Source organism: Kineosporia babensis (assembly GCF_021129305.1).
GTDB lineage: Bacteria > Actinomycetota > Actinomycetes > Actinomycetales > Kineosporiaceae > Kineosporia > Kineosporia babensis.
The window spans coordinates 712,283-734,670 of sequence record NZ_JAJOMB010000001.1 but is presented as its reverse complement, the minus strand read 5'-3'; the positions used below and the strand labels follow the sequence as shown (position 1 = coordinate 734,670).

Here is a 22,388-nt window from a genome sequence, read left to right as displayed (position 1 = left end):
CCCCGGCCCGCCCTGACAAACGTCCTAACGCAGTTGATCCACCAGCTTCGAGGCCACACCCACGTACGTACCCGGGGTCAGCTCGATCAGCTCCTTGGCCACGTCCTCGGGCAGACCCAGGCCGGACACGAACTCGCGCATCACCTCGGCGTCGACCTTGCGGCCGCGGGTCAGCTCCTTCAGCCGCTCGTACGGCTGCTCCAGACCGTGCACCCGCATCACCGACTGCACCGCCTCGCCCAGCACCTCCCACGTCGCGTCCAGGTCACGGGCCAGCGCCGCCGGGTCGGCGTCCAGCCCGGCCAGACCCTTGCGCGCGTTGTCGATCGCCAGCAACGAGTGCCCGAACGCGGTGCCGATGTTGCGCTGCATCGAGGAGTCGGTCAGATCCCGCTGCAGGCGCGAGGTGACCAGGGTGGACTCCAGCACGCCGAACAGGCCGTTGCTGACCTCGAGGTTGGCCTCGGCGTTCTCGAAGCGGATCGGGTTGACCTTGTGCGGCATGGTCGAGGAGCCGACCGTGCCCTGGCCCCGCACCTGGATGAAGTAGCCCATCGAGATGTACGTCCAGACGTCGGTGCACAGGTTGTGCAGCACCCGGTTGAACCGGGCCACGTCGGAGTACAGCTCGGCCTGCCAGTCGTGCGACTCGATCTGCGTGGTCAGCGGGTTCCAGGTCAGGCCCAGGTGCTCGACGAAGGTGCGCGAGACCTCGATCCAGTCGGTGTCCGGGGCGCCGGCCACGTGCGCCGAGAACGTCCCGGTGGCGCCGTTGATCTTGCCCAGGAACTCGGTGTTGTCGATCCGGCGCAGCTGCCGGCCCAGCCGGTGGGCCAGCACCGCCAGTTCCTTGCCGAGCGTGGTCGGGGTGGCCGGCTGACCGTGGGTACGCGCCAGCATCGGCAGGTCGCGCAGTTCGCGGGCCAGGTCGGCGACGTCCTCGTGCAGCGCCCAGGCCCGGGGCAGCCAGACCAGCGCGGTGGCGTCGCGCACCATCAGCGCGTAGGCCAGGTTGTTGATGTCCTCGCTGGTGCAGAACAGGTGGACGATCTCGCCCAGGTCGGCGAGCGAGTTCCCTTCCATCCGCTTCTTCACGTAGTACTCGACGGCCTTGACGTCGTGCAGGGTGACCCGCTCGGTCTCGGCCAGCTCGGCCACGCTCTCGGCGTTGAAGTCGGCGGCGACGCTGCGCAGGTAGGTGATCTCGTCCGGGGTGAGGCGGCGCAGGCCCGGCACCGAGCCGGTCTCGCACAGGTGGATCAGCCACTCGACCTCGACGTGCACCCGGCGCTGGTTCAGCGCGGCTTCGGACAGGTGCTGGGTGAGCGGGGCGACGGCGGCCCGGTAACGGCCGTCCAGCGGCCCCAGCGGCACGTTCTCGCCCAGGACGTTCGGCGGCGCGTTCAGCCGGCCGGGCGCGTGCAGGGACTGTCCGGGGCGCGGGGAGCTGAGCTGGGTCACCCGCCCATGCTCCCACGGCCGCCGACCGCCCGACGCCAGGCCCCAAAGCCCCCTGATCAGGCGCGAAGGGGCATCAGCGGGGATAGCGTGCAGGCCATGCCGACGCTTCCCGAATGGGCCACCGGTCTCAACCTGCAGCAGCATCCCGAGGGCGGCTGGTTCGCCGAGACTTACCGCTCCACGATCGAGTTGCCACCCGAGCACCTTCCCGGCGGTTACGAGGGCCCCCGGTCGCTGGCCACCTCGATCGTCTTCCTGCTGCTGCCCGGTGAGGTCTCGGCCTGGCACCAGGTGCGCTCCGACGAGCTGTGGATCCACCAGCGCGGCGGCCCACTGGCGCTGGGTCTGGGCGGTACCGACGAGGCCGGGCCGGGCGTGGCGGTGGAGTCGATCCTGGGCACCGATCTCGAGCAGAGCCCGCAGCTGCTGGTCCCGGCCGGTACCTGGCAGACCGCCCGCCCAGCCGGTGACCAACCCGTCCTGGTCGGCTGTGTGGTCACCCCGGGCTTCGACTTCCGCGACTGGCGCCTGGCCGCTCAGTAGAACCAAACAGCAGCAGGGGCCCACGGACGTCCGTAGGCCCCTGCTGTTCGTTCAGAACTTTCAGACGGTGGCCGGAGCCTTGTCGTCGTCGAGGTCGACCTCCTGGCGGGCAGCCTCCTCATCGGCCTGGAGCTGCTCCAGCCGCTGGTTGCTGCGGTTCAGCAGCGTGCCCAGAGCCAGCAGCATCAGCCCGACGACGGCCCACATCACCATCACCAGCAGGGCGGCGCGGCTACCCCCGCCCTCGAAGAACGCCATCGAGCGCAGCACCGTCGCGGTCGCACCCGGGGGCAGGATCTGCCCGATCGTGCCCCACGGGTCGGGCAGCCACTCCGGCGGAACGCTCAGCCCGGCCAGCGGAGCGCCGAACACGATGAGCAGCGCCGTACCCACGCCCAGGCCGATCCGCCCGGTCAGCGCGTGGATGCCGAGCAGGATCAGGGTGGTGGCCAGCGTCCCTGCGGCCAGACCGGCCGACAGGAGCACGAAGTTGCCGCCCGCGGTGGAGCCGGAGCCGTAGGTAAGCACAGCGCCGATGGTCAGACCGGTGAACACGGAAGCCAGAACCGCGCCCCCGAGCTGAGCCAGCGGACGGCGCCGGTAGAGCGCGATCAGACCGAAGACCGGCAGCGCGGTGGCGATGGCCAGCGGCAGTGCAGCCGCGGAAAGACCCTTACCCCGCAGGTCGTCGGTGGGCTGCTCGACCACGTCGGTGACGGTGACCGGAATCTGCGCCTGCTGCTGCAGCGCGCTGGCCACGGCCTGCAGAGCGTCCGAGACCTCGATGCCGCCCGCCGTGGCGATCAGCATCTCGGCCTCAGCGGTGTCGACGTTCAGGAAGAAGCCGCCGTAGACCTCGCGGTCCTCGGTGGCCGCCTGAAGCTCGTCCCGGCTGTCGAACTGGCTGACCTTGAAGGTGCCGTCGCCGCCCAGCTGGTCGCCGATCTGCTCCATCAGCGTGGTCAGCTGGCCCCGCAGTTCCTCGTCGGAACCGGCGACGCCGACCGGCACGCCCTCCGGAGCGCTCTTGGCGATGGGTAGGGCCATCGAGCCGATCAGGAGGGCAGCGATGGCGGCCAGGGCCACCAGGGTGCCGACCAAGGGGAAGAGCGTGGAGTGCTTCTCGGTCTGGCCCGCCGGGGGCTCAGAACCAGCGGACGCGGTGGTCGCCTCGTCGGAGGAGATCACCTCAACGCCGTCCGTAGAGTCCGAACCAGCGGTGGTCGCCGGAGCGTCGTTGGTTGCGTCAGAAACAGGGGACGCGGTTGTCGCCTCGGCAGGGGAGGTTGCCGGAGCGTCGTTGGTTGCGTCAGAAACAGCGGACGCAGTTGTCGCCTCGGCGGGAGAGGTCGCCGCAGCGCTGTCGGTCGCGGCAACAGCAGGGGACGCCGTGGTGGCCGCCGCAGCAGAGGTGCCGGTCGTGGCGGTGCCTGCCTGGGAGTCAGCAGCGTCCGAGTCGGCCGCCTTCTGGTTGCCCGGGGCGGTCGGCAGCGGCTTCAGCGTGAGGTCGGGCGACGAGCCGGAGTCGGACGAGTCAGAGCTCGCCGCAGCGTCGGACGAGGTCGTTCCAGCAGCAGCCGCGTCAGCCTTGACCGCGTCGGCGTCAGAGCCGGTCGCAGCAGCATCCCCGGTCTTGGCCTCGCCGGCCTTCGGGTCGGCCGTCTCAGCCGCAGCAACCTCGCTCGCCCCGGACCCAGCGGCGCCCAGCGCACCCTCGTCCGTGGTGTCCTGCGTGTCGCCGGGCTCGTCGCTGGTGGTGTCGACCGCCACCGGCTTCGTGGCTTCGGAGCCCGCAGCGCTCTTGTCGGTACTCGCGTCGGTGGCCTCGGGAGCTTCCGTGACCTCCTTCGCCGGATCGGTTTCGGGTCCCTTGCCGGACGCCGAATCGCGGGTCATCGTCTCTCCTTATTCACCGGTGGATCTCGAAGGCTCGCCGGTCGCGCACCTTAGCCGACTCAGCCATGAGCCCAGCACAGCTGCTTTGCCCGGCTTACCCCAGGTCACACCTGAGACCGGCCCAGGTCACGGCCAGGTCACGCCTTGGTTCACTTCAGGTGACGTCGTTACTTCAAGCAACGCGGTCCGCTGCCGACGCAAGAGTGCATGGACGTCGCGCCCGCCGCCCGCCTGGTGGCCAATATCGAGCAGGTGGTCCGGGGCCAGCACGCCGCGGTGGAGCTACTGTCCATCGCCGTCCTCGCCGGCGGGCACGTCCTGATCGAGGACGCGCCGGGAACCGGCAAGACCACCCTCGCACAGTCGGTGGCCCGAACGGTGGGCGGCGTCTTCCAGCGGGTCCAGGCCACCGCCGACCTGATGCCGGCCGACATCACCGGTTCCGCCGTCTGGGACCCCAGCAGCCGCGAGTTCAGCTTCGTCCCCGGCCCGGTCTTCGCCGACGTCCTGCTGGTCGACGAGCTCAACCGGATGCCGCCGCGCACCCAGTCCGCCCTGCTCGAGGTGATGGCCGAGCGGATGGTGACGGTGGACGGCGTCCGGCACCCGGTACCGCCGAACTTCTTCCTGGTGGCCACCCAGAACCCGGTCGAGCAGCACGGCACCTACCCCCTGCCGGAGGGACAGCTGGACCGTTTCGCCGTGCGCCTGCACCTGAAACCTCTGACCGCGGTGGACGAGTTCACCGTGGTCCGCGAGCAGCTCACCGGCCCGACCGTCGAGTCCCTGGAGGCCGTGCTCGACCCCACCGGCCTGAATCTGCTGCGGGAGGCGGTCCAGGGCGTGTTCCTGGCCGAGCCGGTGCTGCAGTACGCGGTCAAACTCACCCGTTCCACCCGCTCCGACCAGCGCATCCGCGTCGGCGCGGGCTCCCGCGCGGCGATCGCCCTGGCCCGCTGCGCGCAAGCCCGCGCAGTGCTGCACGGCCGGGAGTACGTGACCCCCGAAGACGTCGCCGAACTGGCCGTCCCCGTGCTCGCCCACCGCATCGTCCCGGCGGTGGCCACTGCGGCCGACGTGCTGATCACCGAGCTGGTCCGAGCCCAGCCCGTCCCGGTCCCGGTCTGAGCGGACGGAGATCAGATGGGCATTCTGCGGCCGATCACGCCCGGCGGCTGGCTGGCGATCATGCTGGCGGCGGTGCTGGCGGCGATCGCGGTCCGGGCCCTGAACCCCTGGCTGCTCCTGGTCGCCTTCGCCCTGTTCGTCCCGGTGGTGCTCTCGCAGGTGATGCGCCCGGACCTGAAGTCGGTGTCGGTGGCCTTCCGCTCGCCCGAGCGGATGGTGGTGGACGAACCGGTCGAGCAACTGCTGACCGTACGCAACGACGGCAAACGCCTCCTACCGGGCTTCGCGATCCTGCACGAATGCAAAGGCCTGGCCCCGATCCATCTGGCCGTACCCCCGCTGGCCCCGGGCGACCACGTTCGGCTCGCTTTCCCCCGCAGGCCGGTGCACCGAGGTCAGGCCGAGATCCACGAGGTACACCTCTACGCCCTGGCGCCGTTCGGCATGGCCTCGCACAGCCGAAGGATCCGGGGGCGCGCGGAGATCGTGGTGCACCCGGCCCGGGTTCCGGGGGTAGAGCTGGAGAGCGGACGTAGGTCGATCGAGGACGCCGTCGGGGCCCGGCTTCTACCCCCAGGATCTGAGCCCCACGGCCTGAGGGAATGGCGTCACGGGGACGAGCGCAGGCACGTGAACTGGCGGGCCACCGCGCGTCAGGCCGCGCTGGGCCAGCCCGGACGGCTGATCGTGGTGGTGCAGGAGCCCGAGGTCGAAGTCCGGCTGGTACTGGCGATCACCGGATCGCCGCAGGACGAGGACTGGGAGGAACTCCTCGCCCTGGCCGCCTGGTCGGCCTGCGCAGCGGTCGCCAGCCACGCCGACGTAACCCTCCTGGCCCCGGGCGTACCGGCCTGGACCGGCACCGACGAGCAGCTGATCCTGGACTGGTTCAGCAGCCTGAACAGCGCGAACGCCGAACCCCCGGACGAGGCCGCGATCAGGGAGTTCCGCGAGGCGGTCCAGACCGCCCGCCGGGCCCCGGGCAAGGTCGTGGTGGAGGCCTCGACCATTCCGTTCGGGTTGCAGCGGATCGGGCCCGCGTGAACGACATGAAGAATCCGCCGACCCTGCTCACCCTGATCTCCGCCGCGTTGGCGCTGGGTCTGGCGGGGCTGCTGCCGGCCGTGGTCTGCCTGCTGGTGATGGTGCTCATCGGGCTGGTCGGCACGTTCGTGCCCACGTGGCTCCCGCACCTCACCACCGCTTCCTGGGGGCGCAGCGCGGTCGCCGGGGCGGCGCTCGGCCTGGTGGTGGTGCTGACCGCGCTGACCGGCCCGCAGAACCTGATCACCGGCAACGCCTCCAGCGCCCTAGGTATGGCCGCCAACGTGCTGGCCGTACCGGCCGGGCTACCCCTGGGCCTGCTCGCTGCCCTGGCGGCCGGCTCGCTGATCGCCGTGACGCTGGAGATCGGGCACCGCCGCGGTACCCAGTCAGCCCTGGTCCTGGGCACCGCCGTACTCGGTCTGGCCTGCGTCGCCGCCCCCTCCGGTCTGCGTCTGCTGGTGCCCATCGTGATCGGCTGGCCGTCCGCCCTGCTGGCCCTGACCCGGCTCAACTTCCTGGCCACGCCCAACCCCGAGGTACGCACCACCGTCACCCGCCGCGGGACCGGCCCGGTCGAGTCCACCGAATCGGCGTTGGCCGCAGCCTTCCGCTGGCGGTTGGTGCCGGTGATCCTGGCCATCGCCCTGAGCTCCGGGCTGGCCTTCGTGGCCGGGGGAGCGGAGCTGCAGAACCTGGGCAACGCCAACGCGGCCGGCGCCGCCGCCGACCAGTCCGCCAGCAACAACACCCGAGCCTGGGAGACCAAGTTCCTGGGCGGCCGGATGAACCTGAATTCCCGCGGCCCGCTGGGTGACTACCCGGTGGCCGAGGTGCCGGCCGACAGCCCGAGCCACTGGCGCACCGCCAATCTGGACTTCTACAACGGCGAAGGCTGGCAGGTCACCGGTAACCCGGGCCTGCGCACCACCGTCACCCAGAGCGGCGACCGAGCCCTGCTCACCACCGACGGCGACGACTCGGCCAACACGTCCGGCGAAAACCCATACAGCGAAGACCAAACTGGCCCAGAGACGTCTCAAATTCCGGAACCGAACGCAACGCCACCAGTGAACCCGGACGAAGATCTAACCAACCCCGCTGACCCCGGTGACCTGGGTATCGGAAACGACGACCTCGGGGTAACCGAAGATTTCGGCCTGGACGGCGGAGCCAACACCCTCGACGGCAACACTGTGGACGAAAACGACGCCGACCAGAGCGGAAACACGCGCACCGACCAGGTGGTGATCCGTGGCAACGGTACGTCCCAGCTGATCGCCCCCGGCCGGGTGCTCTCCGCCGACCTGCCCAGCGACTACGCCGAGCGGACGTTCGTCTCCACCGGCGACCGGGTTCTGCTCCCCAGCGAGGACGAGGACTCGTACACGGTGAGCAGCCTGGTCTACCCCGACACCAGCAACCCGGCATCCATCGGCACCGCGTTCAGCGATGACAACACCGGCGTCGACCCTCGCTACCTACAGGTGCCCGAAAACCTGCCCGTACGCGTCCGCGATCTAGGTCAGCAACTGGTCTCCGCCGCCCCCGACCGGCTCGCCGCAGTGAAGGCCGTCGAAGCTCGTCTGGCCGAGACAATGAGCTACACGCTCGACGCCCCCGTACCCCCGCCCGGCCGTGACGCCGTCGACTTCGCCCTCTTCGAATCGCATCAGGGCTTCTGCGAGCACTACGCCAGCGCCGCCGTGATGTTGCTGCGCTCCGGCGGAATTCCGGCCCGGATGGTGGTCGGCTACCTGGCCCAGGGGCAGGAACTGCTGGACGGCGGACGGCAGATGATTCGCCAGGCTCAGGCGCACGCCTGGGCGGAGGTCTGGTTCCCTGGCGTCGGCTGGGTGACCTCCGAGGCCACTCCGCCCGGCGGCCTGCAACGCGGCTTCCTCGACGGCCTGAACCAGACGTTCAACCGCGTGACGAACGACCTGGTCACCCGCGCCTCGGCGTTCTTCAGCGGGGTGCTCGGCCCGGTGCTGCTCGCCGGCGTGCTCCTCGGCCTCTGGCTGTTCCGGCGTTTTCTGCTCCGCCGGATCGCCCAGCTCATCGCCCGTTTCCGCAAGCACGAGCCAATTGGAGACGTCCGCCCGCCTTACGATCCAGCCTTACGAAAAGCGTTCCAGGACTTGGAAACAGCGCTCGCCGCCCAAGGGGCGGCCCGCGCGGACAACGAGACGCTGACCGAACTACGAAACCGCCTGGTCGGCCCGCGTTACTACACCGCCCCGGAACAGAAGGACGCGCTGGAAGGCGCGTTCGACGTCCTCAATCGGGCTCTTTACTCCGCGACCACGCCCGGCAGCGAGGAATGCCGCCGGGCCGCAGCCGTTTTCGAGCAGGAAACCGAGCGGCTGAACCAGGCTCAGCCGGTTGCCAGCTTGGGGCAGTCCGCGCAGTTGATGTAGAGCGGGCACGAGGTCAGCGCGCAGGCCACGGTGTGCCCGGCCAGGCCCAGGTAGACCCGCTCCATGTGCATCGCCCGGGCGCCCTTGGCCAGCACCACAGCCGTCCCGTCATGGTCCTGCAGCACGGCCTTGACCTGCTCGAACGCCTCCATCGCGGAACCCGCGGTATGCACCTGCTCCGCCGCCAGGCCCTTCTCCACGGCCCCGGCCTGCAACGGCGCGGCGTTCGGCCCGACCGTGATCAGGTCGGTGACGCTGGAGGCCGCCTTGTGCCCGACCCGGGTGTGCAGCTCGTGCGAGAAGTCACCGAGCTCGCCCATCTGCCCGAGCACCGCCACCTTGACCTGACCGGGCAGGGCGGCGAGGAGGTCGAGCGAGCCGATCATCGCGTCCGGGCTGCCGTTGTAGCTGTCGTCGATCATCAGCAGCTGGTCGTCGACCCGGCGCAGCGAGGCCCGCCCGGCCGGCGGCTGCACTCCGCGCAACGCCTCGATGCTCTCCGAGGGCGCGATGCCGTAGACCCGGCCGACCGCGACCGCCAGCATCACCGCGTAGCCGAAATGCCGCCCGGCCGCCGCGATGCTGAACGGCAGCGACTGCCCGTCCACCTCGATCACGCCGCGGGTGCCGTGCTCGTCCACCTCGACGTCGACCGCGCGCAGGTCGTTACCGGCCTCGAACCCGACCCGCACCACCGTGGCCTGCGCGGCGCCCGGCAGGGCGAGCGTGGTCCGGGTGAGCAGTTCGTCGTCACCGTTCACGATCCACGTCCCGCCGGGGCGGGTGTGGTTGAAGATGTCGGTCTTCTCCAGCGCCAGTTCCTGCTGGTCGGCGAAGTTGCCCAGGTGGGCGAAGCCGACGTTGGTGACCAGCGCGACGTCCGGGCCGACCAGCCCGGCCAGGTGCCCGATCTCGCCCGGATGGTTGGTGCCGATCTCGGAGATCACGTGGCTGTGCCCGGGCTCGATCTGGGCCAGGGTCAGCGGCACCCCCAGGTGGTTGTTGAAACTGGCCTTGTTCGCCAGGATCTCGAACTTGGCGGTGAGCACCTGCGCGATCAGCGTCTTGGCGGTGGTCTTCCCGGCCGAGCCGGTCACCGCGACCACCGAGGCGGTGCTGCGGCCACGGGCGTGCCGGGCCGCCTCCTGCAGCGCGATCAGCGTGTCCGGCACCCGGATCACCGTGGCGTCGAGATCGGCCAGCTCCGGGGTGTCGGCCAGAGCCCGGCTGATCAGCACCCCGGTGGCACCGGCCCGCACCGCCGCGGCGGCGAAGTCGTGCCCGTCCCGGGTCGGGCCGGGGATGGCCACGAACAGCTCACCACCGGTGATGTCCCGGGTGTCGACGCTCGCCCGGCCGAAAGACTCGGCGTTCCTCCGCACGACCTCGGCATCCTCGATCGCCGCGAGGACGTCGCCCACCTGGATCACAGAACCGTTCCCTCCTGCTTCACGAAGGCACGATCCTACGGTCTACTGGAGCTGGGCCAGTTCCGCCAAGTGCTCCTGAGCCCGGCGCAGCGCGATGAAACCGGCCGCCCCGCCGACCGCCAGCCGGTTGGCGTGCCACTCCAGTTCGGAGTCCTCCAGGCCGGGCGGCAGTTTGCGGGCCAGATCGGCCACCTCGGCGATCTCGGTGCGCTGCCGGCGCACGAAATCCGGGTCCACCGGATTGCCGTGCCCGGGCACGATCACCGGCCCGGCCCGTTCCAGCAGCCGGGTCAGGGTGGCGGGCCAGTCCAGCGGATAGGAGTGGTCGAACGAGGGCGGGGCGCCCTGCTCGACCAGGTCACCGAGGAAGGTGACCCCCGCGTCCGGCACATCGATCACCATGTCGTTGTCGGTGTGCCCACGGCCCGCGTGGTGCAGCACCACCTGCCGGCCACCCAGGTCGAGACTGATGTCGTCGCTGCTCATCGTGCGGTTGGGCAGGATCAGCCGGACCGCGTCGAGCTCGTCGGCCAGCACCTCCTCCCCGGACTCGCGCAGCCAGCCCGAGATCTCCAGCCGCTGCTGCACCCCGGAGACCGCCAGCTCGGCCAGTGCGCGCTCGTGCGACCAGACCTCGCACTCCGGCTGGGCATCGGTGAACACCGAGGTGCCGAAGCAGTGGTCGAAGTGCGCATGGGTGAGCGCCACCGTGTAGGGCGCCGGGGTGATGGAACGGACCGCCCGGTGCAGCTCCTGCCCCTCGCGCTCGCTGCTGCGGGTGTCGATCACCAGGCAGCGCTGATCACCCAGCACCAGCCCGGCATTCACATCGAGTGTGCGGTTGCGCCGCACGAAGACCCGGTCGCCGACCTCGTACCAGCGGCCCCACGGGTTGGTGTCCAGCTTCACCGCAACGGCTCCCTCGTTCCGGCCCTGCACCTGGCGCGCAGGGCTCGCGGCGGTTGCATCTGGCGGAAGCCGGGTCCGGGTTCTCCGGCCGCGACTATCCGCATTGAGCACACAACGCAGCGTACGCCCGTTCTGGCCGAATATTGACACCCGGGGTGACTTGACAATTACGAAGAGTCTGTCATGTGCGCCCCGGTCGCGATGATCCACGGTGGGTCAGCAGGCTCAGCTCGAAGCTGTGCCGCGCGGCCACGTAGATGTGGGTGCCGTACTCCACCGCCCGGCCCCGCTCGTCGAAGGTGAGCCGGTTCATGGTCAGCAGGGCCGCCCCCTTGGCCTCTTCCAGCAGGCGGGCCTCGGCCGCGGTGGCGGTGCGCGCCCCGATGCTCTGCTGCGCGGCCTGCAGGATCACCCCGGCCCCGCGCAGCAACGCGTACAGGCCGTGCTGCTCCAGGGCCGGTGTGCTCAGCCCCGGGAGGTTGCCGACGAGATGGTTGGTCAGCCGGGCGATCGGGCGGCCGTCGGCCGAGCGTAGCCGCACCAGCGACACCACCGGGGTGCCGGCGGGCAGCGACAGGATCTCGGCGATGTCGGGCCGAACCGGCTCTACGGTGTTGGACAGCACGCGAGTCTGCGGTGAACGGCCCCCGGCGGCCAGGTCGTCGTAGAGGCTGGTGAGTTCCAGCGGCCGGCGCACCCGCGGCTGCACCACCCGGGTGCCCACTCCGCGTCGGCGCACCAGCAGCCCCTTGTCCACCAGGTACTGCATCGCCCGGCGCACCGTCGGCCGGGACAGGCCGATCTGGTCGGCCAGCTGGATCTCGTTGGCCAGCATGGTGTTCGGCGCCAGCCGGCCGCTGTCGATGGCCTGTTCCAGGTGCTGGGCGAGCTGGAAGTACAGCGGCACCGGGCTCGCGCGGTCGATCACCAGCGAGCTCAGGGCCGGATCGACCGGCATGGCCGCCACCTCCCCAGACGCCGTTCGGCGCCGGATCCGTCCCGGGGCATTGATCTGGCTGTCGGGCACCCCCGACCGTTATGACTGTAACTACTGACAAGCGAACATAGAAAGATTTGCCCAGCTGAATCCAGACCTGGCGGCGAAGGGGAATTCGCATGCTCAGAACGGGAATTGCGCTGCTCGCGACGGTGGGGCTGGTGGCCTCGCTGGCCGCCTGCAGTGAGGGCGGGCGGGTCAAGGAGCCGGAACGTGAGGCCGGGACGGCGGGGGACAACTCCGGGTACACCATCGCCATGGTCACCCACGAGACCCCGGGAGACTCGTTCTGGGACATCGTCCGGGCCGGAGCCGAGCAGGCCGCGCAGAACGCCGGGATCGAGCTGAAGTACTCCAACGACCCGGATGCCGGCAAGCAGGCCACGCTGATCCAGAACGCGGTGGACAGCAAGGTCGACGGCATCGCCACCACGCTGGTCACTCCCGAAGCGCTGGCCGGGCCGGTGAAATCGGCTGCAGACGCCGGGATCCCGATCGTCGGGCTGAACGCCGGGATCGAGGACTACCAGCGGCTGGGCGCGGACATGTACTTCGGCTCGGACGAGACCCGGGCCGGTGAGGCAGCCGGGGAGCGGCTGGCCTCCGAGGGCGCCCAGCATCCGCTCTGCGTGATCCACCAGGCCGGGTCGGTGTCGCTGGAGGCCCGCTGTGCGGGTGTCGCCAAGGGGGTTCCGGCCACCGAGAACCTGCAGGTCAACGGAGCCGACGACGCCGCCGTGACGGCGACCCTGCAGGCCAAGCTGGCGCAGGATCCGTCGATCGACTACATCGTCAGCCTGGGTGCCCCGATTGCTGCGGATGCGATCAAAGCAAAGGACGCCAGCGGCAGTTCGGCGAAACTGGTCACCTTCGACCTGAATCAGGAGGCCGCTCAGGCGATCCAGGACGGCGAGATCGAGTTCTCCATCGACCAGCAGCCCTACATGCAGGGTTTCATGGCGATCACCTCGCTCTACCTGGCGGTGAAGAACGGCAACGACCTCGGCGGCGGCGAGGCCGTGCTGACCGGCCCGTCGTTCGTGGACAGCGAGAACATCGAGCAGATCCTGCCGTTCGTGCAGAACGGGACCCGCTGATGACCAGCACCCAGGAGGACCTGGTCTCGAGCACCCCCGGCCTGGACGGCTACCTCTCCCGCCGGCTGTTCGCCCGCCCGGAGATCGGCGCCACCGCGGCCGCCGTCGTCATCCTGATCTTTTTCCTGCTCGCCGCCCCGGCCTTCCGCTCCGGCGACTCGTTCCTGACCGTGCTGTACCAGTCGTCCACCATCGGCATCGTCGCGATCGGCGTGGGCCTGCTGATGATCGGCGGCGAGTTCGACCTCTCGGCCGGGGTGATCGTCACCACCGCGGGCCTGGCCAACTCGATGTTCTGCTGGTGGTTCGGCATCGACCTGTGGGTCGGCGCCCTGCTCAGCCTGGCCCTGTGCCTGCTGATCGGCTTCGTCAACGGTTACCTGGTGATGCGCACCGGCATCCCGAGCTTCCTGATCACCCTGGGCACGTTCTTCGTGCTGCAGGGCGCCAACCTGGGGATCACCAAGGCGGTCACCGGCTCGGTGACCTCGCCGGACATCTCGCAGATGGACGGGTACGGCCGGCTGGGGAACGTCTTCTCGTCGAGCTTCGAGATCGGCGGGGTGACGGTCTGGGGCACGGTGATCTGGTGGCTGGCCTTCGCCGCGCTGGCCGTCTGGGTGCTGCAGCGCACCCGCACCGGCAACTGGGTCTTCGCCGTCGGGGGCGGTCAGGACAGCGCCCGGGCGGTCGGCGTGCCGGTGGTGCGCACCAAGATCGGCCTGTTCATGACGGTCTCGTTCCTGGGCTGGTTCGTCGGCATGCACACCCTCTACCGGTTCAACACCCTGCAGGCCGGCAACGGCGTGGGCAACGAGTTCCTCTACATCATCGCCGCGGTGGTGGGCGGCACGCTGCTGACCGGCGGCTACGGCAATGTGATCGGGGTGGCGATCGGCGCGTTCATCTTCGGCATGACCAGCCTGGGCATCGTCTACGCGGGCTGGGACCCGAACTGGTTCAAGGCCTTCCTCGGGGTGATGCTGCTGCTGGCCGTGCTGGTCAACCTGTACGTGAAGTCGCTGGCCGACTCGAGCCGCAGGGGGTTGCTGTGAGCCTGATCCAGATGCAGGGGGTGGGCAAGACCTACGGGCCGATCCGGGCGCTGCAGGGGATCGACCTCACGGTGCCGGCCGGCCGGGTCACCTGCGTGCTCGGCGACAACGGCGCGGGCAAGTCCACCCTGATCAAGATCATGTCCGGCCTGCACGCGCACACCGAGGGCACGTTCCAGGTGCACGGCGAGACCCTGGTGTTCGACTCGCCGCGCCAGGCCCTCGAACGCGGGATCGCCACCGTCTACCAGGACCTGGCCGTGGTGCCGCTGATGGAGGTCTGGCGAAACTTCTTCCTCGGAGCCGAGCTTCGCCATAGATCGTACCCGCTGGCCGGGCTGCGGATCCGCGAGATGCGCCGGATCGCCGACGAAGAGCTGCGCAAGATGGGCATCGCCGTGCAGGACATCAACCAGCCGATCGGCACCCTTTCCGGCGGGCAGCGCCAGTGCGTGGCCATCGCCCGAGCGGTCTACTTCGGTGCCCGGGTGCTGATCCTCGACGAACCCACCGCCGCGCTCGGCGTCAAGCAGTCCGGTGTGGTGCTGAAATATACTGCGGCAGCGCGGGATGCGGGCCTCGGCGTCGTCTTCATCACCCACAACCCGCATCACGCCCACCTGGTCGGCGACCACTTCATCGTGCTGAAACGGGGCCGTACGGAACTGGATTCACCCCGTTCCGAGATCACGCTGGAAGACCTCACCCAGCAGATGGCCGGTGGTGACGAGTTGGCTGCCCTCGCCCATGAGTTGCGTCCTTCTGGTACCCCGACTGCCCCAGCCTCCGAGGGAACGACCGAGTGAAGCAACCGCTGCGGGTGGCCCTGATCGGCTGCGGCAACATCGCCCTGAACGCCCACCTGCCCGCCTTCCTGGCCGATCCGGAGCGCTACCAGGTCGTCGCGGTGGCCGATCCCACCCCGGCCCGGTTGCAGATGGCCGCCGAAGCAACCCACGCGCAGGCCTACGTCGACCCCCTCGAAGCGATTTGCGCCCCAGAAGTGGACATCGTCGATGTCTGCACCCCGCAGCACTTGCGCCGAGATCTGCTGATCGCCGCGGCGGAAGCCGGCAAACACATCATCTGCGAGAAGCCACTGGCCTCCATCCCGGCCGACGCCGAAGCTGCGGTGAAGGCGGCCGAGGCAGCGGGGGTAGTACTCGGCGTGGTGCACAACTACCTGTTCCTGCCCGAGATCACCACTGCACTGCGGATCATTGCCTCGGGTGAGCTGGGCGCCGTACGAGCGGTCACCGTGAACTACCTAGGCGTACTCGATCTCCCCGGTGCCGGCAGTTACCGCCCCCTTTGGCGGCATGACCCGGCCGCAGCAGGGGGTGGCGTACTGATGGACATGCTGCACGCCGTCTACCTGGCCGAGCATCTCCTGGGAGCGCCCTTTGTCCGAGTCTCCGGTTTCGCTGATGCCGACCTACCCGGTTCCCGCGGCGACGGCGTCGAGACCATGGCCCTGGCGCGTTTCGAGGCCGACGTAGGCGAGCGCACCGGCGTGGCGATGGTCAACATGGCCTGGGGGCACGGCCCGGGCGGGGTACAGGTCACCGGCACCGAGGGCAGGCTGATGATCAGCTACGTCGACGACAGCACCCCTCCCTGGGCGCCACTGGCTGGGCTCACGGTCACCACCGTCGAGGGAACCCGCCGCGAAGACGTGCCGACCGGCGTCGAACTCCCGCAGAAGATGTCCGTAAGCATGGCGGACGCCCTGGCTGACATCGCCGACGCAGTGGCTTCCGGGGGCCGCCCGGCCGCGACGGGCAGAGACGCGCTGCACACCCTGGCCTGCACCATGGCCACGTACACCTCGGCCGCGCTGGGGAGAACAGTGCCAATTAAGGACGCCGGTGCCCCCGGAGTCTGGTCCGCGGGGGTAGGTGCCCTGGCCGGTTTGGAGATGCCCGCGCACTCGCCCGTGGCCCGCGGCCGCCTTTTCCGGGGGCAGCAAGTTCGGTGAAGCGGTCCGGCTACCAAAGAAGATCCAGCTGGGCCCGCCCCTGGTAGTCCGGCTGAATCGACCGGTCACGCCACCCAGACCGACCGATCGCGCCGCCTGGACCGACCGGCCACGCCAGTTCGACCGGCCGATCGAGCCGTCTGAACCGACCGGTCACGCCACCTGAATTGACCGAATCGGGCTAGGCCGAGCTGCCGACCGCGCCAGCAGGGCCAACCCATCGCGCCCGGGCCGAGAACCGGGAGGCCGGCTCAGCTCGCGTAGGCCCGCAGGAACGTCTCCACTCCCAGCCGAACTGCCGCCTCGAACTCCTCGGCCGAGATCCGCCGGGTGCCCAGCATCGTCAGATCCGGCAGTTCGGCGTTGACCAGCACCAGGAACTGCCGCCCAGCCCGGGCCGGATCGTCGATCTTCAGGTGGCCGGCGTTGCCCAGCATGGCCATCCGCCCGGCCAGCGCCTCCTGCACCGGACGCACCGCCCGGGTCTGCACCACCTCGTAGATCTCCGGGTCGCGGCCGATCTCGGCGGCGATCATCCGGTCCAGGTACACCGAGCACGGGCTCAGCGAGCAGTCGGCCAGGGCCAGGCCGAGCTGGAACAGGCTCTCGCGCCAGTTCTGAGGGCTCAGGTCGAGGGCCAGGATCGCGCCCAGCGCAGCCTCGTTCTGCTGCCGCGCCGAGTCGGCCACCGACTCCCGGAACAGCTGCTCCTTGCCGCCGAAGTGGCTGTACACCGTGGGCTTGGAAACTCCGGCCCGGCCGGCGATCGCCTCGATGCTGGCTCGTTCGTACCCCTCGTCGCCGAAGATCGGGGCGGCTGCTTCGAGGATGTCGCGCCTACGGTCCCTGGGTGCCACGGAGTTGATTCTAGGTCGAGATTCTTCTGACGCCTAAGGCAGCTGTACCGCACTTAGCGGTTGGATAAATTGAACCAGTGAGTTTAGTTTGGCGGCCATGACAGTAAACAACGTGCGGCCCCACTACCGGCCCGCCGTCGCTGCCGTGGCCGGAGCCGCTCTGCTCGCCGTCCTCGACGGCACCGTTGTGGCAGTTGCCCTGGACACGCTGGCCACCTCGTTCGACGCCCGGCTCGACCAGGTGGTGTGGGCGACGATCGCCTATCTGCTGGCTGTGGCCGCGGTGCTGCCGGTGCTGAACTGGCTCACCACCCGGTACGGCCCGCGCACGATGTTCGTCGTCGGCCTGCTGCTGTTCATGCTCGGCTCCGGCCTGACCGCACTGGCCTGGTCGCTGCCCGCGCTGATCGCGTTCCGGGTGATCCAGGGCATCGGCGGCGGCATGGTCGAGCCGACCGCGATGACCCTGGCCGCCACCTTGGCCCCGCAGAACCGGATGGGCCGGGTCATGGGCGTGATGTCGATGGTGGTCAACGTCGCGCCGGTGGCCGGGCCGCTGGTCGGAGGACTGCTTCTGCAGACCGGCCACTGGCAGTGGATCTTCCTGATCAACCTGCCGCTGGGCCTGCTCGTCCTGGTAGCCGTGCTCGGCGCCACCCGAACGCTGGAGATCCCGGCGCCCACAACGTCCCCAATCAACCGAAGCCGGGCCGACATACCTGGCCTGCTGATGCTGACCGTAGGTTTCGTGGCCGTGCTCTTCGCGCTCAACCGCTCAGGCGAGTCGGGTCCCAGCCTGATGCTGGTCCTGATCGGCCTGCTCGGCGCGCTGCTCCTGGCCGGATACGTGCCCTACGCCCGGCGCCTGACCCGTCCGCCGGCGTTCGATCTGCGCCTGCTCGGCCGCCCGGCCTTCGGGCCCAGCATGGCGATCATGGGGCTGGTCGGGCTGACCATGTTCGCGCTGCTCACCTCGCTGCCGGTCTTCGGCGTCGAGCGCTTCGGCCTGTCCGGGCTGGAGCAGGGCATTCTGGTCAGCGCGCTGGGGGTGGGGCTGCTGATCTCGATGACCTCCAGCGGCCGGCTCAGCGACACGATGGGAGCAAGGCCGCTGGTGATGGGCGGTGCTGCGGTGACCTTGGCCGGCTTGCTGACCTTCGCCCTGGCCCACGACGACCTACCCCTGCCCGCTCTCTACGTCCTCTTCCTGGTCGTAGGTCTGGGTTTCGGGGCCACCGCGGCGCCGACCGTGGCCGGCGCGTACGGGGTGCTGGCGCCAGGGGAGCAAGCGGCCGGGAGTACGGCCTTGTTCATGACCGTGCAGTTCGGGGCCTCAGTGGGAGTGACATTGCTGGGGCTGCTGCAGTCGGTGGCGCAGGACTGGGTGCTTTGGCTGTTCCTGGTGCTCGCGCTGTCTCAGGCCGGTGTTCTGGCCCTGGGGTCACGGCTGGAGCGGGAGGAGGATCACTTGACCAGCGGGCAGCCGCCGCACTTGTCCTTGTCCTGACGGTAGACCAGGCAGCACATACCCCGGACGGGATCGAGTACCGCGCCGCCGGTTTCGCTCTGGGCCGGGCGAACGGTTCCCCGGCGGCGGATTGGGGCCCCCTCAGCAACCAGGGCATCCAGCAACAATTGGCCTATCGAGCGCCCGGCTTCCTGGCTCTGCCCGGCCAGGAGTGGGGCTTTGGTGGCCGGGCTGAGCACCGAGTCGGCGATCTGGTTCCACATCGCGACCCCGCCGTAGCGGGTCTGCGCGTGCACCTCGTCGATCAGCGGGGCGAGCGTGGCGTAGGCACCCCGGGCGGCCCATGAAGCAAGCGCCGCCCGGTCCTCGACAACGGTGACGTCCGGCCGACCGGCCAGCGGATCGTTGGGCAGAACGGCCATTCGCGCCGAGCGCACGGCGATCTGGGCCACCAGCGCGTCTTCGTCCAACCGCAGCATCAGCGAATCCGGGCCGGTGTCGTAGGCCCGGCCGGCCACGGCCATGGCCACGCCCAGCCGCCCAGCTGCCGCGTAGCCCAGGCTTCCGGCCAGGCGCGCACCCATCACGGCCGGCCCGGCCTGGGTGTGCGACGCGCGTGAGGCCAGCATGGCCTGCATCACCTCACGCGGAGTGAACCACTGGGACCCCGGCCCGATCTGGTCGAAGGCGAGTGCCGCATAGCCCGGGTCGAGAATCGTCAACTGCTGGGCCAGCAGCATCACCGGGTTCGCATCGATCACCGCTGGTGACTGACCGGTAGGACGCGAGAGCAGTCGAATGGCACTCTGACCTGCCACTATCAAGCTCCCTTCGAGATGTCCGGGTCACTGCCTGCAGCAACTATAAGGTAAGGCTGTCCTTAATCGCAGGTAGGCCGACGTCGACATTCGCGGGAGATCCGAACGTGCCACGCGTTGTATGCGCCCCCTTCTTCTCGGTGTTCGGGAGCAGCCACTTGAGTAACCCAGAGCAACTTCCGAGTTGCGCTCAGCCAGAGTGGCGTGGGGAGTGCGGTCGCCGTGCACCCGAGCGGCTGTCTGCCGCACAGTGGCTCGTGTTGGAGTGATCCACATGGCCGTGGTGCTGCTTGCCCGAAATCCCACCGACACCGTCACCCACGGGCTGCTCCCCGCCGCCCATGATCTGGGGTTCGCGGTGCGGATCCTGACCGACGAACCGGACGCGCATCGCCGTGCCTACGCAGGTCGCCACGACCGGCTGGGCCGGCCCGAGGTGGTCGGCTGCGCCGTCCAGGACGTCCGCGCCGTGCTGGCCACCATCGAGGCCACCGGCACTCCGCTCGCGGTGATCAGCAACAGCGACCACCTTCAGGTGCAGACCGCTCTGGTGGCGCACTACCTGGATCTGCCCGGCAAGGACTGGCGTTCGGCCCAGCGCGCCCGCGACAAGGGCCTGATGCGGGCGAGTCTGCGCTCGGCCGGCCTGGACGACACCTACTGCCAGCGGCTGGTGCCCGGCAGCGCGCTTCCGGACGAGGCCGAAATCCCTTACCCGGTCGTGCTCAAACCCGCAGAAGGCGTGGCCAGCGAAGACGTCGTGATGGTGCGCGACCGGGAAGAGCTGGTGCAGCGGGTGGCCGACGTCCGCTCCCGCCGCCGGGAGAGCGATCTGCTGCTGGAGGGTCTGCTCGAGGGGCCGCTGCAGACCCTGGAGACCTTCGGCGACGGAACCCGGCTACGCGTTCTGGGCAGCTGGCAAACCCGGGTGTCACCGCCGCCATACTTCATCGAGGAGCGCCTGACCTGGGATCCGCAGCCCGACCCGGCGGTGACCGCAAACGTCCTCAAGCAGTTACAAGTTCTGGGAGCCGGATTCGGGGCCTGCCACACCGAATTCGTGCTCACCGCCGCCGGGCCGCGGATCGTCGAGGTGAACGACCGGCTGATCGGCGACCACTGCGATTTCGCGATGGCCCGCCTGCTCGAGGAGACGCTGTTCCACGACCTGTTCCGGCTCCTGATCGGCGAACCCCTGAAAGAGCCGGATTCAGGACGCTCGACGCACCGGGCGGGGGTGGTGCACTGGGTGCTGGTGGACCGGGGCGGCGTGCTGCACCGGGCGCCGGACGAGTTCTCCGAGGTTCGCGAGTGGCAGGGCCGCAGCTACCGGCTGAACTACCGCCCGATGAAGCCGGTGGGTGCGCAGGTCCAGGTCACCGGCACCAACCGCGACTACCTGGGCTCGGTCACCGTCACCGGTCCGGACCCGGCCGGAGTCGAGGCCGTGACCAGCGAGTTCCTGGCCGGCGGGGATTGGGTGATCGGGTGAGGGCCGCGCGGGCACTGGGCTCGGGGTCGCGGGTCGCGCGCTGGGAACGGGATCTGATCCTGCGGCTGGGCACGGCTCTGCTGCGTGAGGACGTGGCCGGACTGCGCAGCCGGGGCGTACTGCTGCCGGCTGCTGGTCCTCGTCTGGCCGGCTCCCGGCCGCGAATGGCGGGGCGGCGTTCGGCCATTGGCTGGACCCGGCGCACCGAATCGTCGAGCAACGACCTGTGGCTGGCTCTGAACGGCCTGCGGATGCCGGTGCGAGCCGGTTCGGTCGAACGAGGAGACCTGGTCAGCGATCTGGTGATGCGCTCGCCGTTCGTGCTGCAGGTCGGGGTGCGAGGGCGTTCTCAGGCCCGGCAACTGGGGTCTTTCGTGCGCGCGCTGGAGGTTGAACTGCTCACCAGCGTGGCGCCTGAGTTGGGAGAGGAGTTCCGGGCCGGGTTCGAGGCGCTCATGGTCGAGGCCAGGTCCGCAGCCGGGTCTGCTCAGGTGCGGGATCGGCGCCGGGCCACCATTTTCGGACAGCTGCGGGGCAATGCTGATTCTTGGCTTGTCGCCGAGGCTCTCGCCGCCCACCGCGACCACCCGATCTACCCCCTCTCCATCGCCCGCGTCGGGCTCAAACCCGCCGACCTGCCGCGCTGGGCCCCCGAACACGCCCCTCGCTTCGGCCTGCGCTGGGTCAGCGTCCCCACCAGCCACGTCACGGCAGGCGGCGAACTACCCGACTGGTGGCCCGAAGCCGAAGGCCAGCAGGTCTTCCCGGTCCACCCGGCGATGACCAAGCAACTCCTCGCCGAAGCCCTGACCGACGTCCCCTGGCAGCCCTTGCCCGCGCCTAGGCTGCAAGTCAGGCCCACCCTCTCGATGCGCACGGTGGTGCCCGAGGCCGATCAGTCCGTGCATCTCAAGACCCCGCTGCCGATGCGCACTCTCGGCCGGCTGAACCTTCGCCTGGTCAGCCGCGCCTCGCTCGCCGACGGCGCCGTGCTCACCCGCAGCCTGCAGGACCTGCTGCAGCGCGACGAGGAGTTCCGGCACAGCGTGCTGACCGCCGACGAGTCCACCTGGCTGCACGCCGACAATCACCTGGCCGTGCTGATCCGCCGCTGGCCCGACCTGGCCAACGCTCAGGTGCTACCGGTGGCCGCGCTCACCGCCCGCCGCTGGGACGGTCGGTTGCTGGTCGAGGTGCTGGCCGGGCAGTACTTCGCCGGAGACCTCGACGCGTTCCTCGATGCCTACCTGCGCACGCTGCTGACCTGGCAACTCTCGCTCTGGCTGAAGTACGGCATCGTGCACGAGGCGCACCCGCAGAACGTGCTCGTGGTCCTTGACCAGAACTCCGGGCTACGCCTGCTCCTGCGTGACCTGGACAGCTGCCTGGTCGACCCGGATCTGGCCGGACCGGCCCTCGGCGAAGCCGCTCCCACCGGCCTGAGCGATCACCGCCTGATCGCCAAGGACCCGGTGGATCTGGCCGCCATGTTCGTCACCACCACGCTGCACCAGTGCGTGGCCTCGGTACTGATCGAGACCGGCCGGGGACTGGACCGGCCGGTCGGCCCGCTGCTCGCCCGGGTCCGCCCGCTGCTGCAGGAACTCGCCGGCGCGCACCCGCACGCACGCGACACCGCACTCGTGAACTCAGGAATCATCCGGGCGGAGAGACTTCCGGTGAAACGGACGCTGACCGCCGCGACCCTGCTACCCAAATCTCGCACCGGAGCTGCCGACGTGAACAAGTTCTACGGCGCAGACGCGCCCACCTACCTGTGACCGGGCCGATCCTC

18 protein-coding genes are annotated in these 22,388 nt (G+C 69.7%); 11 read left to right on the top strand and 7 right to left on the bottom strand.

Annotated elements, in window-relative coordinates:
• Positions 1–24: 24 nt before the first annotated feature.
• A complete protein-coding gene (gene purB, locus LR394_RS03305; protein ID WP_407936973.1) occupies positions 25–1,407 on the bottom strand; it encodes an adenylosuccinate lyase in 1,383 nt (460 codons plus the stop codon).
• A gap of 150 nt (positions 1,408–1,557) precedes the next feature.
• Here purB and LR394_RS03300 point away from each other — a divergent pair, with 150 nt between their 5' ends.
• Complete coding sequence (locus LR394_RS03300; RefSeq protein ID WP_231438822.1) at positions 1,558–2,004, top strand: cupin domain-containing protein; 447 nt, start codon at positions 1,558–1,560, stop codon at positions 2,002–2,004.
• 60 nt (positions 2,005–2,064) lie between these two features.
• On the opposite strand, the gene LR394_RS03295 is transcribed toward LR394_RS03300, so the two are convergent.
• Entirely contained in the window at positions 2,065–3,900 is a 1,836-nt protein-coding gene (locus LR394_RS03295) for an ABC transporter permease (RefSeq protein WP_231438821.1), read from the bottom strand.
• Between the two features lie 207 nt (positions 3,901–4,107).
• Here LR394_RS03295 and LR394_RS03290 point away from each other — a divergent pair, with 207 nt between their 5' ends.
• From LR394_RS03290 to LR394_RS03280, 3 genes are read left to right on the top strand one after another with little or no spacing between them, the layout of a single operon-like run.
• Positions 4,108–5,028 carry an AAA family ATPase gene (locus LR394_RS03290; RefSeq protein WP_231438820.1) on the top strand — a complete coding sequence of 307 codons (921 nt, stop codon included), beginning with the start codon at positions 4,108–4,110 and terminating at the stop codon, positions 5,026–5,028.
• Positions 5,029–5,043: 15 nt separating this feature from the next.
• A complete protein-coding gene (locus LR394_RS03285) occupies positions 5,044–6,072 on the top strand; it encodes a DUF58 domain-containing protein (RefSeq protein WP_231438819.1) in 1,029 nt (342 codons plus the stop codon).
• Between the two features lie 5 nt (positions 6,073–6,077).
• A complete protein-coding gene (locus LR394_RS03280) occupies positions 6,078–8,492 on the top strand; it encodes a transglutaminase-like domain-containing protein (RefSeq protein WP_231438818.1) in 2,415 nt (804 codons plus the stop codon).
• On the opposite strand, the gene LR394_RS03275 is transcribed toward LR394_RS03280, so the two are convergent.
• The 3 genes from LR394_RS03275 to LR394_RS03265 all read right to left on the bottom strand — a co-directional run bounded on the left by LR394_RS03275 (position 8,450) and on the right by LR394_RS03265 (position 11,789).
• Positions 8,450–9,922, bottom strand: coding sequence for a UDP-N-acetylmuramoyl-tripeptide--D-alanyl-D-alanine ligase (locus LR394_RS03275; protein WP_231438817.1), 1,473 nt, complete (start codon positions 9,920–9,922; stop codon positions 8,450–8,452). The two genes, LR394_RS03280 and LR394_RS03275, sit on opposite strands and share 43 nt — an antisense overlap.
• Positions 9,923–9,964: 42 nt before the next feature.
• Entirely contained in the window at positions 9,965–10,831 is an 867-nt protein-coding gene (locus tag LR394_RS03270) for an MBL fold metallo-hydrolase (RefSeq protein WP_231438816.1), read from the bottom strand.
• Between the two features lie 181 nt (positions 10,832–11,012).
• Positions 11,013–11,789, bottom strand: a complete 777-nt coding sequence (locus LR394_RS03265; protein ID WP_231438815.1) for a GntR family transcriptional regulator — start codon at positions 11,787–11,789, stop codon at positions 11,013–11,015.
• Between the two features lie 158 nt (positions 11,790–11,947).
• Between LR394_RS03265 and LR394_RS03260 the strand changes: the two genes are divergently transcribed.
• From LR394_RS03260 to LR394_RS03245, 4 genes are read left to right on the top strand one after another with little or no spacing between them, the layout of a single operon-like run.
• The gene (locus LR394_RS03260) at positions 11,948–12,925 is read left to right on the top strand and encodes a substrate-binding domain-containing protein (protein ID WP_231438814.1); all 978 of its coding nucleotides are present in this window, start codon (positions 11,948–11,950) and stop codon (positions 12,923–12,925) included.
• The gene (locus tag LR394_RS03255; RefSeq protein ID WP_231438813.1) at positions 12,925–13,980 is read left to right on the top strand and encodes an ABC transporter permease; all 1,056 of its coding nucleotides are present in this window, start codon (positions 12,925–12,927) and stop codon (positions 13,978–13,980) included. Before LR394_RS03260 ends, LR394_RS03255 begins: the two co-directional genes overlap by 1 nt.
• An 11-nt stretch (positions 13,981–13,991) precedes the next feature.
• On the top strand, positions 13,992–14,786 hold the full coding sequence (locus LR394_RS03250) for an ATP-binding cassette domain-containing protein (protein WP_269328626.1): 795 nt from the start codon (positions 13,992–13,994) through the stop codon (positions 14,784–14,786).
• On the top strand, positions 14,783–15,958 hold the full coding sequence (locus LR394_RS03245; RefSeq protein WP_231438811.1) for a Gfo/Idh/MocA family protein: 1,176 nt from the start codon (positions 14,783–14,785) through the stop codon (positions 15,956–15,958). The genes LR394_RS03250 and LR394_RS03245 overlap by 4 nt, the downstream gene beginning before the upstream one ends.
• Before the next feature lie 251 nt (positions 15,959–16,209).
• On the opposite strand, the gene LR394_RS42670 is transcribed toward LR394_RS03245, so the two are convergent.
• On the bottom strand, positions 16,210–16,815 hold the full coding sequence (locus LR394_RS42670) for a TetR/AcrR family transcriptional regulator (protein WP_231438810.1): 606 nt from the start codon (positions 16,813–16,815) through the stop codon (positions 16,210–16,212).
• Positions 16,816–16,912: 97 nt separating this feature from the next.
• Between LR394_RS42670 and LR394_RS03235 the strand changes: the two genes are divergently transcribed.
• Entirely contained in the window at positions 16,913–18,322 is a 1,410-nt protein-coding gene (locus tag LR394_RS03235) for an MFS transporter (protein ID WP_231438809.1), read from the top strand.
• Here LR394_RS03235 and LR394_RS03230 read toward each other — a convergent pair.
• On the bottom strand, positions 18,280–19,044 hold the full coding sequence (locus tag LR394_RS03230) for a hypothetical protein (protein WP_231438808.1): 765 nt from the start codon (positions 19,042–19,044) through the stop codon (positions 18,280–18,282). The two genes, LR394_RS03235 and LR394_RS03230, sit on opposite strands and share 43 nt — an antisense overlap.
• 331 nt (positions 19,045–19,375) lie before the next feature.
• On the opposite strand from LR394_RS03230, the gene LR394_RS03225 reads away from it, so the two are divergent.
• Entirely contained in the window at positions 19,376–20,593 is a 1,218-nt protein-coding gene (locus LR394_RS03225) for an ATP-grasp domain-containing protein (protein ID WP_231438807.1), read from the top strand.
• Positions 20,590–22,374: an IucA/IucC family siderophore biosynthesis protein gene (locus LR394_RS03220; protein ID WP_231438806.1), complete on the top strand. Its 1,785-nt coding sequence runs from the start codon at positions 20,590–20,592 to the stop codon at positions 22,372–22,374. The genes LR394_RS03225 and LR394_RS03220 overlap by 4 nt, the downstream gene beginning before the upstream one ends.
• The last annotated feature ends 14 nt before the right edge of the window (positions 22,375–22,388 follow it).